This is a genomic window from Wenyingzhuangia heitensis (genome assembly GCF_011762155.1).
Lineage (GTDB): Bacteria > Bacteroidota > Bacteroidia > Flavobacteriales > Flavobacteriaceae > Wenyingzhuangia > Wenyingzhuangia heitensis.
In genome coordinates, this window is sequence record NZ_JAASQL010000002.1 from 128,878 (window position 1) to 143,884 (window position 15,007).

A 15,007-nucleotide genomic window follows, 5' to 3' on the forward strand; every position below is an offset into this window, starting at 1 on the left:
AAAGACTAGTGATTAAAAAGTTCATTTTCTATAGAAGTACAAATACTAGCTAACTCTTCAATAACTTCTTGAATGTAATCATTAAAACTAGTTTCTATTTCATCAATAGATTTGTATTTGTATTCTGCTGTAATTTTACCAATTAGAAAAGAAGAAGCTAATTCTTTCTTTTTACTAAGCTTATCAATATTTTCTTTGGCACTGTTTAAACAACTCATTACAGATTTAGGACATTCAGGATTTAGAATTAAAAAATCTAAGGTATCCTTACTTGTTGGTACTTTTTTATAATAACGTTTCATCATATCAAAGGATTGAAGCCCTTTTAACAAAGTTGTCCATTCATAACTGGTTCTATAACCTGTTTCTTGTTTGGTGGCTATTGCATCTTGATGTTTTGTGTCAATTATTCTAATAACATCTGTAGCTCTTTCTAATTGTACTCCCAACATAACAACAGAATAAACTTCGTTATGCATCATGGTTGTTACAATTTTTCCTTTAATGGTAGAAATTGCTTTAGAAATGTTAGAAGTAAATTCGTCCAATCCTCTTTCTAAAAATAAATCAACAGAATAATTACTAATATAATGATGTAGTTTGTTGATGGATTCAAACAATTCACTAGAAATTAAATCTCTTGCTCCAGAAGCGTTTTCACGAGCCATTCTAAAACAGCTTTTAATAGAAAACATTTTTTTTGGATTTAGAACCACGTCATATAAAACAGTTCTTTCGTCTAAAAATTCATTGTCATCTGGATCGTCATCTACCATTCTTAAAATGGAGTTTAATACAAATTGTCTAGATTGAGATGTTTCATTAGGAGCATCTAAAGATGAAAAATAATTAACATTTACAAATCTTGCTATGTGTTCTGTTCTTTCAAGGTATCTTCCCATCCAGAATAAGTTATCGGCTACTCTTGCTAACATTCGCTTATTTTTTTAAAACCCAAGTATCCTTAGATCCACCACCTTGTGATGAGTTTACTACTAAATTTCCTCTTTTTAATGCCACACGGGTTAACCCACCTTTTAGCACAAAACTTTTGTCTTTTCCTAAAAGAGTAAAAGTTCTTAGATCTATATGTCTAGGTTCAAAAGATTTTTCTTCTTCTATGTATGTAGCGTGTGTAGATAATGCCATAATTGGTTGGGCAATGTATTTACGAGGAGATGCTTTTATAACTGTTTTAACCTTTTCAATTTCTTCTTTGGTTAATTTACTTCCAATAGAAATACCATATCCACCAGATTCATCAACAGGCTTTACTACTAATTTATCTATGTTGTTTAAAACATAATCTAGTTCTTTTGGTCTGCTACAATGATAGGTGTGTACGTTGTTTAGAATAGGTTCTTCGTCTAAGTAATATTTAATAATTTGTGGCATATAAGTATATATAGCCTTATCATCTGCCACTCCAGTTCCTGGAGCATTTACTAAGGTTACGTTTCCTTTTCTGTAAGCTTCAAAAATACCAGGTACACCTAAAACAGAATCAGGTTTAAATGCTTTTGGATCTAAAAAAGCATCGTCAATTCTTCTGTAAACCACATCTACTTTTACAGGACCATAGATGGTTTTCATGTATACAAAATCGTTTTCTACAAACAAATCTCTACCTTCAACCAATTCTATTCCCATTGATTTTGCTAAAAAAGAATGTTCGTAGTAGGCTGAATTAAAAATACCAGGAGTAATCACAACACACACAGGAATGTCTACTCCCGCGGGTTTTACAGATTGCATAATGTCTAGTAAATTTTCTGAATAATTAGAAACAGAATGTGTGGGGTAATTGTTAAACACACCAAACAAAGCTCTTTTGGTGGCTACTCTGTTGCTTACTACATAACTAACACCAGAAGGACATCTAATATTGTCTTCTAAAACATAGTATTCTCCATCGGAATGTTTGATGACATCTGTACCAGATATATGATTGTATATTCCACCAGAAGGTTCTATACCTTCCATTTGTTTTAAATAGTTTTCAGAACTATTAATCAAATCAAGAGGAACAATTCCATCTTTAATAATTTGTTTTTTGTGGTATAAATCATGTAAAAATAAGTTTAAAGCTTTACTTCTTTGTAAAGCACCACTTTCTACATGCTCCCATTCATTTGCGGTAATAATTTTAGGGAATAAATCAAAAGGAAAGACTTTTTCGGTAGTTGTCTTGTCATAAACTTGGAAAGTAATTCCTTGGTTTAAAAAAGAAACTTTAGCTTTTTCATTTAATAATTCAAAATCTTCAACTTGATACTCGTTAAATAGTTGAAATAACTTTTTATAAGTATCTCTAATCTCATTTTTACCTTTAAACACTTCATCATAAAAAGTAGACTCCATATGATATGAAGAGAAGATAGGTAAGATGTTCTTCTTATCCATTCATTTTGTTTTAATGATGTTAAATTACATTCTTTTTATTTGCGAAAGAATAACTATAATATTATTTTTTTATGGTTTATCGCAGTTTTTAATTTGATTTATTTTAATAGAACGTTAATTAACAACATGTTGTTGACTCCATGTTAATTTTGTATAAAGAGTCTTTAAAATAAAGATATAGTTAATTGTTTTAAATACATCGGTTTGTAGTGGGTAATATATAACAAAGTGTTTTTATCTACATTTAATACTAGATATATTTTATATATTCGATTTTTATAATCAAAAGAATTCATACCTAATACTATTCATGAAAGTATCCATAGTTATTGTAAACTATAATGTTCGTTATTTTTTACACCAGTGTTTACTGAGTGTTTACAAGGCAATTAAAGATGTTGATGCAGAGGTGATTGTTGTAGACAATATATCTAGAGATGATAGTTGTGAGATGATTGAAAACTTGTTTCCTGAAACCATTTTAATAAAAAACACAAAGAATGTTGGTTTTTCTAAAGCCAACAATCAAGGGGTTGCTATTGCCAAAGGAGAGTATGTTTTAATTCTAAACCCAGACACCGTTGTAGGAGAGCACCTTTTTAAAGAGGTTTTACCTTTTGCAGACAAACAGAAAGATTTAGGGGCCTTGGGAGTACGACTAGTTGATGGTACAGGAGTGTTTTTGTCTGAAAGTAAAAGAGGCTTGCCTACACCAAAAAAATCTTTTGGTAGAATGATAGGTTTAAAAAAATCAGGTTATTATTCTACTTATTTAACAAAGGATGGAATTGGTAAAATAGAAGTTTTAGTAGGTGCGTTTATGTTAATGAAACGTGATCGATATCTTGAAGTTGGTGGTTTTGATGAGGACTATTTTATGTATGGTGAGGATGTTGATTTAAGTTACAAGCTAACTAAAAAAGGATATACTAATTATTATTACGGTAAATCTGTCGTGATTCATTACAAAGGAGAAAGTACAAGAAAAGATGTAAAGTATTTAAGACACTTTTATGGTGCTATGAATATTTTTTATAAAAAACACTTTAAATTTACTGGTATCGATTTCTTAGTCATGAGATTAGGGGTTAAAATGTGGTTTTTGATAAAATATTTTCAATTGTCAAATTCTACAATATTAACAGAAGATACAACCAGAATTTTGTTTGTTGGGAATAGAGACATTAATGTTGATTTACAATTAAACAAAAAAATAAAAAAAATAACGTGTACTGAGTTGATTAAACTAGAGGAGTATATAAGGGAATATGAAATAGAAGAGATTTGGTTTGAAGAAAAATCAATGTCTTATCATGAAATTATCAACCAGATTGCTACACATAGGTTTCATAAAGTATTGTTTAAAATACTGCCTAATTCAACTAACTTTTTAATAGGAAGTAATTCTTCTGATGGAAGAGGAGAGGTTATTTACTTAAAATAAAAAAAGACGATGTGTTTAATATCGTCTTTTTTTATTAATTTTTATCATTTTCATCCCAGCTTTTTTTGGCTCTTAGTTTTTTATAAACCTTAACCATAAGCATTAATATTACAGAAACAAGCAAGATTCCAATTACTCCCCAAACCCAAGTAATTGCATTTTTTAGAACCACTAAAAAGACCACAGCAAATAATATAATAGTAGCTACTTCATTCCACAAGCGCAATTGCATAGTAGAGTATTTGCAAACATTATTTTGTAATTGTTTAAAAATTTTATGACATAAAATTTGATAAATAAACAAAGCAGCTACAAAAGCTAGTTTTACCCACATCCAACTTTGGGTTAAAAAACCAGGAGAGAGATATAATAAGTAACCAGCTGTTAAAGCAGTAATAATAGCAGAAGGCCATGTAATAATATACCAAAGCCTTTTTTCCATTAACTTATATTGTTGCTGTAAAATATATCTAGCAGTTTCTTCTTTGTCTTCTGCCTCTTTATGGTAGATAAATAGTCTAACCATATAAAACAACCCAGCAAACCAAGTAACTACAAAAATAATGTGTAGCGATTTTATGTATAAATATTCCATATTATTTATGTAACCAATTAGTAATCCAGTTGCTAACCACATTTACCCAGTCATCTCTATCGTTTAAACAGGGAATGGTTTTAAAAACTTTACCTGTGTTTTCTTCAAATTCTTCTTTAGCTTCCATTCCAATTTCTTCAATAGTTTCTAAACAATCGGCAACAAAAGCAGGAGTAACAACGGCTAGTTTTTTAATTCCGTTTTGTGCTCTATCGTTAATAGTGGTATCTGTATAAGGTTGTAACCAAGGATCTTTTCCTAGTCTAGATTGAAAAGAGGTGCTATAAAAACCAGGTTGTAAACCAAGTTTGTTAACCACTTGTTTTGTGGTTTCATAACATTGGTGCCTGTAACAAAAAGCATGTGCTTCGGATGTGGTGTTGCAACACTCACCGTTTAAACTACAATGATTTCCTGTAACATCAGAATTTTTAATATGTCTTTCTGGTACTCCGTGGTATGAAAATAACAGGTGATCAAATTCTTCTTTTTTTAATTCTTCCTGAATACTTTTAGAAAGTACATCAATATATTCTGGCTGATTGTAAAAAGCAGGTAAGTCTGTTAGTTTTATATTAGGAAACTTGTCTTTAATAATTTGTTTTGCCAACACAACAATAGTTTCTGTTGTTGCCATAGCAAACTGAGGATACAAAGGAATGATTAAAATATCATCAACTCCTTGATTGACCAATTCTGTAATCCCTGTTTCAATAGAAGGGGTTCCGTATCTCATTGCTAAAGCTACAGGAGCTTCTACATTGGCTTTTACTTTTTTTGTGAATTTTTTAGAAATTACAATTAAAGGAGAACCTTCGTTTGTCCAAACTTTACTATAAGCTTTGGCAGATTGTTTAGGTCTAGTGTTTAGTATAATTCCCTTTACTAATAAGCATCTCGTAATATAAGGAACGTCTATTACACGACTGTCCATTAAAAATTCATCTAAATAGTTGCGAACATCTTTTACTGATGTGCTGTTTGGTGATCCTAAGTTTACTAATAATATTCCTTTCATGTTAATAGGACTTATTTGTTGTTTAATTGTTTGGTTATTTCGTACAAGCTAACACTTAGACTATTCACAACATTCATAGATGAGTTGTTGCCATACATTGGAATATGAACGCTATCATCGCACATTTTTAAGGCTTCTTTATTAATTCCAAATCGTTCTGAACCAATTAGCAAAGCTATTTTAGCATGTGTTGTAAAATTATAATCATGTATGTTTTTACTAGTATCGGTAATTTCTAGGGCGATAATTTGATACTCTTCTTCTTTTAGTTTTGTAAGTAGAGAAATAATATTATCATAACTAAAAATAGTAAGTGTTTTGTCTGTGTTTCTTGCTGTTCTTTGCACCAGTCTGTTACTGGTGTCTGGAGAGTTACTGTTTAGGTAAAAAGCAGAAACACCAAAAGCCTCGGAAGTTCTCATACTCATTCCTACGTTTTGAGGAGTTCTTAATTCCTCTCCAACAACAACTATAGGAAAACTTTTTTGGGTGTTTTTAACTTTAATATGATTTAGTTGTTCCATTTACGCATTGTTTTGTTTGGTAAATTGTTTAGGAGTAATACCAAACTTTCTTTTAAAGGCAGCAATAAAATGACTAGAAGTACTATACCCAACTTTGTTCCCTATTTCGTTAACGTTTAGCTTGTTTTCTAATAATAATTTTTTTGAAAACTCTAATTTATAGTTTAGTAAAAAAGTAAAAACAGGAGTACCATAAACTTCTTTAAAACCCTGTTTCAATTTTTTAATATTTAATCCTACCATTTTAGCTAACTCATCTAAAGAAGGAGGATCAGCCATATTTTCTATAACAATATCTTTGGCTTTTTTTAACTGTGCCATGGTATCTTCGTTAGAAATAAACGGACAATTATCACTACTGTTATCTTCTGTATTGCTAAAATATAAGCTAAACAATTCATAAGCTTTGGCTTTTAAAAACAAATTGTTTAGAGGAGAATTGTCTGGTTTTTTAGATATTTGGTGTAGGACCACTTGCTGAGCAGGAGTAGTTGCTTTGGTTTCTATAATAGGTTTTCCTATTACAAAATTGTCAAAATTTAATAAGTAGTTTTCTTCGGTAGTAAATAACGAATGAAAATACTGTACGGGTATAAGCATGGCTATTATTTCTGAATCTGGAGCTAGGTTAAACAAAATATTAGTTTCCTCTTCGTTAAAATAAACCATTCCAGATTCGTTATTTTTTAATTCAATAGCACAATGTTCCATATTAAATGCAACTGTTGATGTTTCTTTTAAATTAAAAAATAATTGAATGTAATTGTGTTTGGTTTTAAATATAGGGTGTTGATTATCAGTAGTGTTGTTGCTTAATGTTAATAACGAAAATAGATTGTTTTCATCAATAAGTATAGGAGTACTTCTATCGATGTTTTGATATTTTTTTGGGTTGAAAAGTTGCATTTTTTTATCGCTATTTTTTATCAATACTCTTACAAAATTACATTAAAAAGGTAAAAAAACTAGGTTTGGTATGTTTTTTTTAAACCTAGTGATTTAACGATTTATAATATGATTATTGTCATATTTTACTTGATTTCCTCTGTGTTTTAACTTATTTGTAATTAATTTAAATTAGGGTAAAAACCTTAGAGGGTTGTTTATAGTCCTTTAATCGATATTATTAAAAAAATATTGAGAGTACTTTTGCCGATACTTATGGTGTGTGAACATATGAATAATAAACAAATAGGAACGAAACTCTACAATGTTGGAGTGAGTTATAAAAAGGCAGATGTGGAAACACGTAGTGCCTTTAGCTTGTCAAAACAAAAACAAATTACCTTACTTAAAGATGCTAGGTCTAAGGGGATTGATGGAGTAATGGTAGTTTCTACTTGTAACAGAACAGAAATTACAGGATTTGCAAAACATCCGTTTGAATTGATTAGTTTGCTTTGTGAACATTCAAATGGAACAGTAGAAGAGTTTGTAAGGTTTTCTAACATATTTAAAGGTTCAGAAGCAATTCAACACTTGTTTAATATTGGAACAGGATTAGAAAGTCAAATTTTAGGAGATTACGAAATTGTAGGACAATTAAAGCAAGCTTATCAATTAGCTCAAAAATATGGAACCATAAATACCTATTTAGAAAGGTTGATGAATTCTGTATTACAAGCAAGTAAAGATGTTAAAAATAATACGGAGTTAAGTTCTGGAACAACCTCTGTAGCCTATGCCGCCACACAATATATTATTGACAATGTAGATAACTATAACTCTAAAAGAGTGTTGGTATATGGTTTGGGAGAAATTGGTAAAAACGCATGTAAAAACTTACTGAAGTATACCCATAATACAAATATTCATTTAATAAACAGAACCCATTCTAAAGCTTTAGAATTTGCAGATACACATGAAAATGTGGCTATCAATACTTTTGAGAACTTAGAGGTAGAAATAGAAGATGCTGAAATTTTAATAGTATCCACAGGGGCAGAGTTACCAACCATTACCGCTAAAAATATTAAGAAAGATAAAAGGTTATTGATTTTAGATTTATCGATGCCAGAAAACGTTGCTAAAGAAATAAAATCTTTTGACAATGTTACCTTAATTAATGTGGATGAATTGTCTAAAATAACAGACAAAACACTAGAAAGAAGACAAACTGAAATTCCAAAAGCACAAAAAATAATCAATAAGCACAAACAAGATTTTGCCTATTGGTTAGACCATAGAAAATTTACTCCAGCAGTAAATGCATTAAAAATATCCCTACAGTCTATTCAAGAAGATGAAATTAATTTTCATCAAAAAAAGATAGATGGTTTTAATGCAGAACACGCAGAGCAAATCACTTCTAGGATTATTCAAAAAATCACAACACAATTTGTAAAACATCTTAAAGATGAAAATACATCTGTAGACCAGAGTATAGAAATTGTGAGTAAAATTTTTAACTCTACTTTATAAAAACTACATGAGTAAAATCATTAGAATAGGTACAAGAAACAGCGAGTTAGCTTTATGGCAAGCTTACCTAGTCCAAGGTCAATTAGAAAAATTAGATTATCAAACAGAAATTGTAGAATTATCTTCGGTAGGTGATGAAATTTTAGACATACCATTACATCAAATTGGGAGTATGGGAGTGTTTACAAAAACACTAGATGTAGCAATGCTACGCGGACAAATAGATATTGCCGTTCACTCTCTAAAAGATGTTCCTACACAATTGCCAGAAACAATAGTACAAGCTGCTGTTTTAAAAAGAGCCGATGTACACGATGTAATTGTTTATAAAGGAACTGAAGAGGAATTAATAGCAGACAATGCAACCATTGCAACAGGAAGCTTACGAAGAACAGCCCAATGGTTACATAAATATCCTACACATAATTTAACAGATTTACGAGGAAACGTAAATACTAGATTGCAAAAGTTAGAAGACAATAATTGGAACGGAGCTATTTTTGCCAAAGCAGGTTTAGAACGTATTAATTTATTACCTAGCAATCATTTGGTATTAGATTGGATGATTCCTGCACCTGCGCAAGGAGCTATTATGATTACGGCTTTAGATTCTCAACCAGAAGTTTTAGAAGCTTGTGCCCAATTACACCACAAAGAAACTGCTTTGTGTGTAGGTATTGAGCGTGATTTTATGAGTACATTAGAAGGGGGATGTACAGCTCCTATTGGTGGTTATGCAGAAATAATACAAGACAAAGTTGCATTTAAAGGTTTGTTAAGTGCTATTGATGGAGTAGAACAAAAAGGAGTTTTTAGAATAGCCAATATTAAAGATGCTACAGTATTAGGAAAAGAATGTGCTAGAGAAATTTTAGCAAATGGTGGAGATGTTCTAATGAAAGAAATTAAAAAAGTCATTAAAAAGTAACAATTATCGTTGCCTCTAGTAATTTTTAACGTACGAAAAAATTGTATTGACAAGAAATATGAAAATTCTATCAACCAAAATACTAACTCCAAGTCAACGAAATCTATTAAAAGGTTTTGAGATAAAAGAAATTCCAATGATTGATATTTCTTTTGGAAATGGTTTTGTTATTGACGAAATGATAGAAAATGCAGTATTTACAAGTGCAAATAGTGTTCGTTCAGTATTTGAAATTCATCAAAATAAAGCCAATTGGTTTACAACAGTGTACTGTGTTGGAACAAAAACACAATCTTTGCTAGAAAAATATGGAATAGATGTAACGATAGTAGCAGAAAATGCTGTAGAGTTAGCAAACGTATTGACTCAAAAATTTTTAAAAGAAACTAATTTATTAAAACAAATAAGTTGGTTTTGTGGAAATTTAAAAAATGATGATTTGCCTAATATAATGGCAGAAAACGGAGTTTTAGTAACAGAGTATACAGTATACAATACCACGCTAATTCCTAAAAAAATAGAAGAGACTTTTGATGCTATTTTGTTTTATAGCCCATCAGGTATAAAAAGTTATATAAAGGCTAACAAAATAAATGTAACTCCTGTAATTTGCATTGGAGCTACTACAGCAACAGAAGCTGTTGAATATTTTGAGAACGTTTACATCTCAGATACTCAAAATGTAGAAGGAGTTTTAGAAAAAGTGCAAGAAATAATAGAAGATAAATAGATCAATAAAAAGTATTATGGAATTTAAAAATTCAGAAATTTTATACAAAAAAGGATGTGAAAACCTAGTAGGAGCAGTGAACTCTCCAGTAAGAGCCTTTGCATCTGTAGGTGGAAATCCATTGTTTATTGATAAAGCCAAAGGTGCTTATATTAAAGATGTAGATGGTAACAAGTATATTGATCTAGTTCTATCTTATGGTCCTATGATTTTGGGGCACAGAAATAAAAAAGTAGAAAAAGCAGTAACTAGAGCTTTAAAAAAAGGATATTCTTTTGGAGCTTCAACAAATGCAGAAATTAAATTAGCAAAAATAGTTTGTGATGCTTTTCCGGGAATGGATAAAGTTCGTTTTGTAAATTCTGGTACCGAAGCCGTGTTGAGTGCTATTCGATTGGCAAGGGCACATACCGGTTTTGATAAAATTGTAAAATTTTCGGGTTGTTATCACGGGCATATGGATGCTATGTTAGTTGCAGCAGGTTCTGGTTTAGCTACCTTAAGTTTACCAGGGTCTAAAGGAGTTCCGTCACAAGCAGTAGAAAATACTTTAATTTCTGAATACAACAATCTAGAAAGTGTAAAAGCTCATTTAGATAAATACAACGATGTTGCTGCTGTTATTTTAGAACCTGTAACAGGTAATATGGGAGTGGTACAACCCAGTGATGATTTTATCAAAGGATTAAGAAAATTAACCAAAGAAAGAGGAGTGTTGTTAATTTGTGATGAAGTAATGACTGGTTTTCGTTCTCAATTTGGGGGAGCACAAGAGTTAGTAGGAATCCAAGCAGATATTACTTGTTTAGGAAAAGTAATAGGAGGTGGTTTTCCGGTAGGAGCCTATGGAGCTTCTAACAAAATTATGGAAAATGTAGCTCCGCTAGGAGGTATGTACCAAGCAGGAACATTGTCTGGAAACCCAATAGCAATGGCTGCGGGTATTGCTACATTAACCGAATTAGAGAAACAAAACCCATATAAAAAGTTTGATTTAGTAGCTGAGAAAATTGAAGAATTTTTATTGTCATCAGCAAAAAAATATGGGGTAGATTTAACAGTTAACAGATTTGGATCTATGATCAATCCGTTTTTTGCAAGTAATGAAATCAAAAACTTTGCGGATGCACAAAAGTCGGATACTAAAAAGTTTGCTAAATTCTTTTGGGCAATGATTGAAAATGGTGTGTTTTTACCACCTTCACAATTTGAAGCATGGTTTTTATCCTCTTCTTTAACCATTAGAGAATTAAAAAAATTAGAAAAAGCTATTGATGCTTCTATGCAAGTTGTAGGTAGCTTATAAAGTAAAAAGTCTTTAGGTAAAAGGTATAAAAATCTGTATTAAAAGATAGAAATTGAATAAATGCATAATTTTAGAGAATTAAATATTTGGAAAGTTTCAAAATACTTTTGTATAGAAGTGTATACTATTACAAAATTATTCCCAAAGTCTGAAATATATGGATTGACTAGTCAATTGAACAGAGCAGAGGTTTCTATACCCTCTAATATTGCAGAAGGATGTGGTTTAAGAAACGAATAAAGATTTAGCTAGATTCATAACAATTGCTGTAGGTTCTGCTTACAAAATTGAAACACAATTAATTATTGCTTTTGAATTAAAGTATATTAAAGAAGAAGAATTTGAAAAACTGTTGAGTAAGACAAAACAGATTCAAAAAATGTTATATAATTTTAGAAGAACATTAAAATAAGAATTGTACATAAAAGTCTTGTTACTTTTTACCTACAATCATTTTACCAGATATGATTAAAAACGACTTATACCTTAGAGCATTAAAAGGAGAATCTGTAGAAAGACCTCCTGTTTGGATGATGAGACAAGCTGGACGTTATTTGCCAGAGTTTCAGGAAATAAAAAAGAAATACGATTTTTTTACACGTTGTCAAACTCCAGAATTGGCTGCAGAAATTACAGTACAACCTATCCGTAGATACGGAATGGATGCTGCTATTTTATTTTCGGATATTTTGGTGATTCCGCAAGCGATGAACATAGAGGTGGAAATGAAAAATGGAATTGGACCTTGGTTGCCAAATCCTATTCGCACCATGCAAGATGTAGAAAAAGTAATCGTTCCAGATATTGATGAAACGTTAGGTTACGTAATGGATGCTATTAAATTGACCAAACAAATGTTGAATGATGACATTCCGCTAATTGGATTTGCAGGTTCGCCATGGACAATTTTATGTTATTGTATTCAAGGACAAGGGTCAAAGAATTTTGACAAAGCAAAAGAGTTTTGTTTTACACAACCTTTAGCAGCTCATGTATTATTACAAAAAATTACAGATACGACTATTGCTTATCTTAAAAAGAAAGTAGAAGCAGGTGTAAATGCTGTTCAGGTTTTTGATTCTTGGGGAGGAATGTTATCTCCGGTAGATTATCAAGAGTTTTCTTGGCAATACATCAATCAAATTATTGAAGCTTTAAAAGACGATGCTCCGGTAATTGCTTTTGGAAAAGGATGTTGGTTTGCCCTAGAAGAAATGTCTAAATCTAATGCAGCTGCTTTAGGTGTAGATTGGACAATAACTCCAGAGTGGGCACGTAAATTAGCGGGTGATAAAATTACATTACAAGGTAATTTTGATCCTACTCGTTTGTTTTCGCCACCAGCTGAAATTAAAAAGCAAGTAAAAACAATGATTGATGCTTTTGGAAAAGACAAGTACATTGTAAACTTAGGGCACGGAATTTTACCAAATATTGGATTAGAAAATGCAGGTGCATTTATAGATGCAGTTAAGGAATATGGGAATTAGTAGTTAGTACTAAGTACAGAATATTAAGTTTTAATTCTGTACTATATACTTTGTACTTAATACTAGATAGATGAAAGAACAATTTTACAAGTACATACAAAATTTACAAGATACCATCTGTACAGGATTAGAAACTGTAGATGGAGAAGCTAAATTTGTAGAAGATTTATGGGATAGACCAGAAGGTGGTGGAGGTAGAACTCGTGTGATTTCTAACGGAAAAGTATTCGAAAAAGGAGGTGTAAATATATCTTCTGTTCACGGAGAGTTACCATTAGCCTTGCGTAAACAATTTGGAGTAGAAGCTGGTAATTTTTATGCTTGTGGATTGAGTTTGGTTTTACATCCAACAAACCCAATGGTGCCAACAGTTCATGCTAATTGGAGGTATTTTGAAATGTATGATGAAACAGGTGAAATTGTTACACAATGGTTTGGAGGAGGACAAGATTTAACTCCTTATTATTTGTTTGATGAAGATGCAATCCATTTTCATACCGTTTGTAAAAACGCTTGTGATAAACATAACACTGAATTTTATCCTTTATATAAAAAGAAATGTGATGATTATTTTTGGAATGATCACAGAAACGAAGCTAGAGGTATTGGTGGTTTGTTTTTTGACTATTGCAAACCTACAGAAGGGATGTCCTTAGAGCAATGGTACAATTTTGTAACTGAAGTAGGGAATAGCTTTTTAGAAAGTTATGTACCCATTGTAGAAAAACGAAAAAAATTAACATATACCAAAGAACAAAGAGACTGGCAAGAAGTTCGCAGAGGTCGTTATGTAGAATTCAATTTGGTACATGACAGAGGAACTTTGTTTGGATTAAAAACCAACGGTAGAATAGAATCTATTTTAATGAGTTTACCTCCACATGTACAATGGCATTATTGTCACGAACCTAAAAAAAACAGTTGGGAAGAAAAACTCATCAAAGTTTTAATGAAACCAAAAAAATGGATATAAAAAAAGCCTTATCGAAAGATGAGGCTTTTTTTATGAATAAATATAAATTTAAGTCATGGATTGTGTCTTATATGGCGATTTAGTGTTGTTTTTATTGAATAATATATAATATTATTGTGATAATATTAAATTATTATCATTTATGAGGTTTTTAGTTATTATGTTCTCAGTAGTAAAAAACTTAATTTTTCTTTCAATATTTATCATTTTAACATCTTGTACTTCCGAAGAAGCTGATGATCCTATCTTAGATATTATCAATGAAATTCCTTTAGATAAGCCAGAACCCGATATTACAGATAGTGGAGTTTTATATCCGATGTCTGATATAGAAAATAAAGGTAATTGGATTTTAAATAAGGAAATAAGTGATGAATTTAATTTAGATGTTCTAGATGAAGATAGATGGCATATTCAAGGGAAAAATGGAGAGTATGTTTCTAATTTTATAGGTAGAGCACCTTCACAATTTTCTACAGAAAACATTAAAATTGAACAAGGAGTATTAAAGTTAATCTCTAAATGGGAACCAGATTTTAATTTTAATACTGTAAAAACACAAACTGTTGGAAATGTAGTTTATAAATATGAGAATATAACTACAGCAGCTTTAGTAGGAAAAAAGTATTTTAAATATGGTTATATGGAGATTAAAAGTAAATCTGCCAAAGCACCTGTAACTAGCTCTTTTTGGACGACTGGAAATAAGTCAGAATTAGATATGTTTGAAACTTTTGGAGGTCATAAAACAAGTGATACATGGCGTAAAAGATTAAAATACAATGCCATTAGCTGGGATCCTAATAATAAGTATTACTTGCCTGATGGTTTAGGGCCTGCTTATACAACTAATATTCAGGTAGCTCATAACACGGCAGATGAATTTCATGTATATGGTTTTGAGTGGTCATCAGATTATATAAAAATTTATATAGACGGTGTTTTACACGACAAAGGAAACTTAACTAAAGATATCGTAACAAATAATGGGATTGATTTAGAAAGATGGGTAACAGATGTAGGTTATAAAATTTGGGTAGATTCAGAAACATTTCCTTGGCTAGGTATCCCTACAGAAGATGATTTGCCTGCAACTTATCAAATAGACTACATAAGAGTTTGGCAAAAAAAGACTATTTAAACCATTTTTATTGGTGTAAAATCTTAACTAAACT

At 30.9% G+C, this 15,007-nt stretch carries 16 protein-coding genes; 10 read left to right on the plus strand and 6 right to left on the minus strand.

Annotated features, from left to right (window positions below; genetic code table 11):
* Nucleotides 1–5: 5 nt before the first annotated feature.
* Both FHR24_RS09210 and FHR24_RS09215 read right to left on the minus strand, forming a co-directional pair.
* On the minus strand, nucleotides 6–935 hold the full coding sequence (locus FHR24_RS09210; RefSeq protein ID WP_167187356.1) for an alpha-E domain-containing protein: 930 nt from the start codon (nucleotides 933–935) through the stop codon (nucleotides 6–8).
* Between the two features lie 4 nt (nucleotides 936–939).
* Entirely contained in the window at nucleotides 940–2,403 is a 1,464-nt protein-coding gene (locus FHR24_RS09215; RefSeq protein ID WP_167187359.1) for a circularly permuted type 2 ATP-grasp protein, read from the minus strand.
* Between the two features lie 310 nt (nucleotides 2,404–2,713).
* Between FHR24_RS09215 and FHR24_RS09220 the strand changes: the two genes are divergently transcribed.
* A complete protein-coding gene (locus FHR24_RS09220) occupies nucleotides 2,714–3,847 on the plus strand; it encodes a glycosyltransferase family 2 protein (RefSeq protein ID WP_167187361.1) in 1,134 nt (377 codons plus the stop codon).
* A gap of 34 nt (nucleotides 3,848–3,881) precedes the next feature.
* Here the strand turns inward: FHR24_RS09220 and FHR24_RS09225 are convergent, their stop codons facing one another.
* The 4 genes from FHR24_RS09225 to FHR24_RS09240 are packed head-to-tail and all read right to left on the minus strand — an operon-like array spanning nucleotide 3,882 to nucleotide 6,890.
* The gene (locus FHR24_RS09225; protein WP_167187364.1) at nucleotides 3,882–4,442 is read right to left on the minus strand and encodes a CopD family protein; all 561 of its coding nucleotides are present in this window, start codon (nucleotides 4,440–4,442) and stop codon (nucleotides 3,882–3,884) included.
* Between the two features lies 1 nt (nucleotide 4,443).
* Nucleotides 4,444–5,460 carry a ferrochelatase gene (gene hemH, locus FHR24_RS09230; RefSeq protein ID WP_167187367.1) on the minus strand — a complete coding sequence of 339 codons (1,017 nt, stop codon included), beginning with the start codon at nucleotides 5,458–5,460 and terminating at the stop codon, nucleotides 4,444–4,446.
* Nucleotides 5,461–5,471: 11 nt separating this feature from the next.
* Nucleotides 5,472–5,984: a TrmH family RNA methyltransferase gene (locus FHR24_RS09235; protein ID WP_167187369.1), complete on the minus strand. Its 513-nt coding sequence runs from the start codon at nucleotides 5,982–5,984 to the stop codon at nucleotides 5,472–5,474.
* The gene (locus FHR24_RS09240; protein WP_167187372.1) at nucleotides 5,985–6,890 is read right to left on the minus strand and encodes a helix-turn-helix domain-containing protein; all 906 of its coding nucleotides are present in this window, start codon (nucleotides 6,888–6,890) and stop codon (nucleotides 5,985–5,987) included. It abuts the gene before it with no gap.
* Nucleotides 6,891–7,160: 270 nt separating this feature from the next.
* On the opposite strand from FHR24_RS09240, the gene hemA reads away from it, so the two are divergent.
* From hemA to FHR24_RS09280, 9 genes are all read left to right on the plus strand, one after another.
* Entirely contained in the window at nucleotides 7,161–8,405 is a 1,245-nt protein-coding gene (gene hemA, locus FHR24_RS09245; RefSeq protein ID WP_167187376.1) for a glutamyl-tRNA reductase, read from the plus strand.
* A gap of 7 nt (nucleotides 8,406–8,412) precedes the next feature.
* Nucleotides 8,413–9,333: a hydroxymethylbilane synthase gene (hemC, locus tag FHR24_RS09250; protein WP_167187379.1), complete on the plus strand. Its 921-nt coding sequence runs from the start codon at nucleotides 8,413–8,415 to the stop codon at nucleotides 9,331–9,333.
* 58 nt (nucleotides 9,334–9,391) lie between these two features.
* Nucleotides 9,392–10,063 (plus strand): uroporphyrinogen-III synthase, encoded by a 672-nt coding sequence (locus FHR24_RS09255; RefSeq protein WP_167187382.1) that lies wholly within the window; start codon nucleotides 9,392–9,394, stop codon nucleotides 10,061–10,063.
* A 16-nt stretch (nucleotides 10,064–10,079) separates the two neighbouring features.
* The gene (hemL, locus tag FHR24_RS09260; RefSeq protein ID WP_167187385.1) at nucleotides 10,080–11,369 is read left to right on the plus strand and encodes a glutamate-1-semialdehyde 2,1-aminomutase; all 1,290 of its coding nucleotides are present in this window, start codon (nucleotides 10,080–10,082) and stop codon (nucleotides 11,367–11,369) included.
* A 60-nt stretch (nucleotides 11,370–11,429) separates the two neighbouring features.
* Nucleotides 11,430–11,609 (plus strand): four helix bundle protein, encoded by a 180-nt coding sequence (locus FHR24_RS15720; protein WP_262886527.1) that lies wholly within the window; start codon nucleotides 11,430–11,432, stop codon nucleotides 11,607–11,609.
* Between the two features lie 46 nt (nucleotides 11,610–11,655).
* The gene (locus FHR24_RS15725) at nucleotides 11,656–11,781 is read left to right on the plus strand and encodes a four helix bundle protein (RefSeq protein ID WP_317166199.1); all 126 of its coding nucleotides are present in this window, start codon (nucleotides 11,656–11,658) and stop codon (nucleotides 11,779–11,781) included.
* 52 nt (nucleotides 11,782–11,833) lie between these two features.
* Complete coding sequence (hemE, locus tag FHR24_RS09270; RefSeq protein WP_167187390.1) at nucleotides 11,834–12,859, plus strand: uroporphyrinogen decarboxylase; 1,026 nt, start codon at nucleotides 11,834–11,836, stop codon at nucleotides 12,857–12,859.
* Nucleotides 12,860–12,929: 70 nt separating this feature from the next.
* On the plus strand, nucleotides 12,930–13,832 hold the full coding sequence (hemF, locus tag FHR24_RS09275; protein ID WP_167187393.1) for an oxygen-dependent coproporphyrinogen oxidase: 903 nt from the start codon (nucleotides 12,930–12,932) through the stop codon (nucleotides 13,830–13,832).
* 142 nt (nucleotides 13,833–13,974) lie between these two features.
* A complete protein-coding gene (locus tag FHR24_RS09280; protein ID WP_167187395.1) occupies nucleotides 13,975–14,973 on the plus strand; it encodes a family 16 glycosylhydrolase in 999 nt (332 codons plus the stop codon).
* The last annotated feature ends 34 nt before the right edge of the window (nucleotides 14,974–15,007 follow it).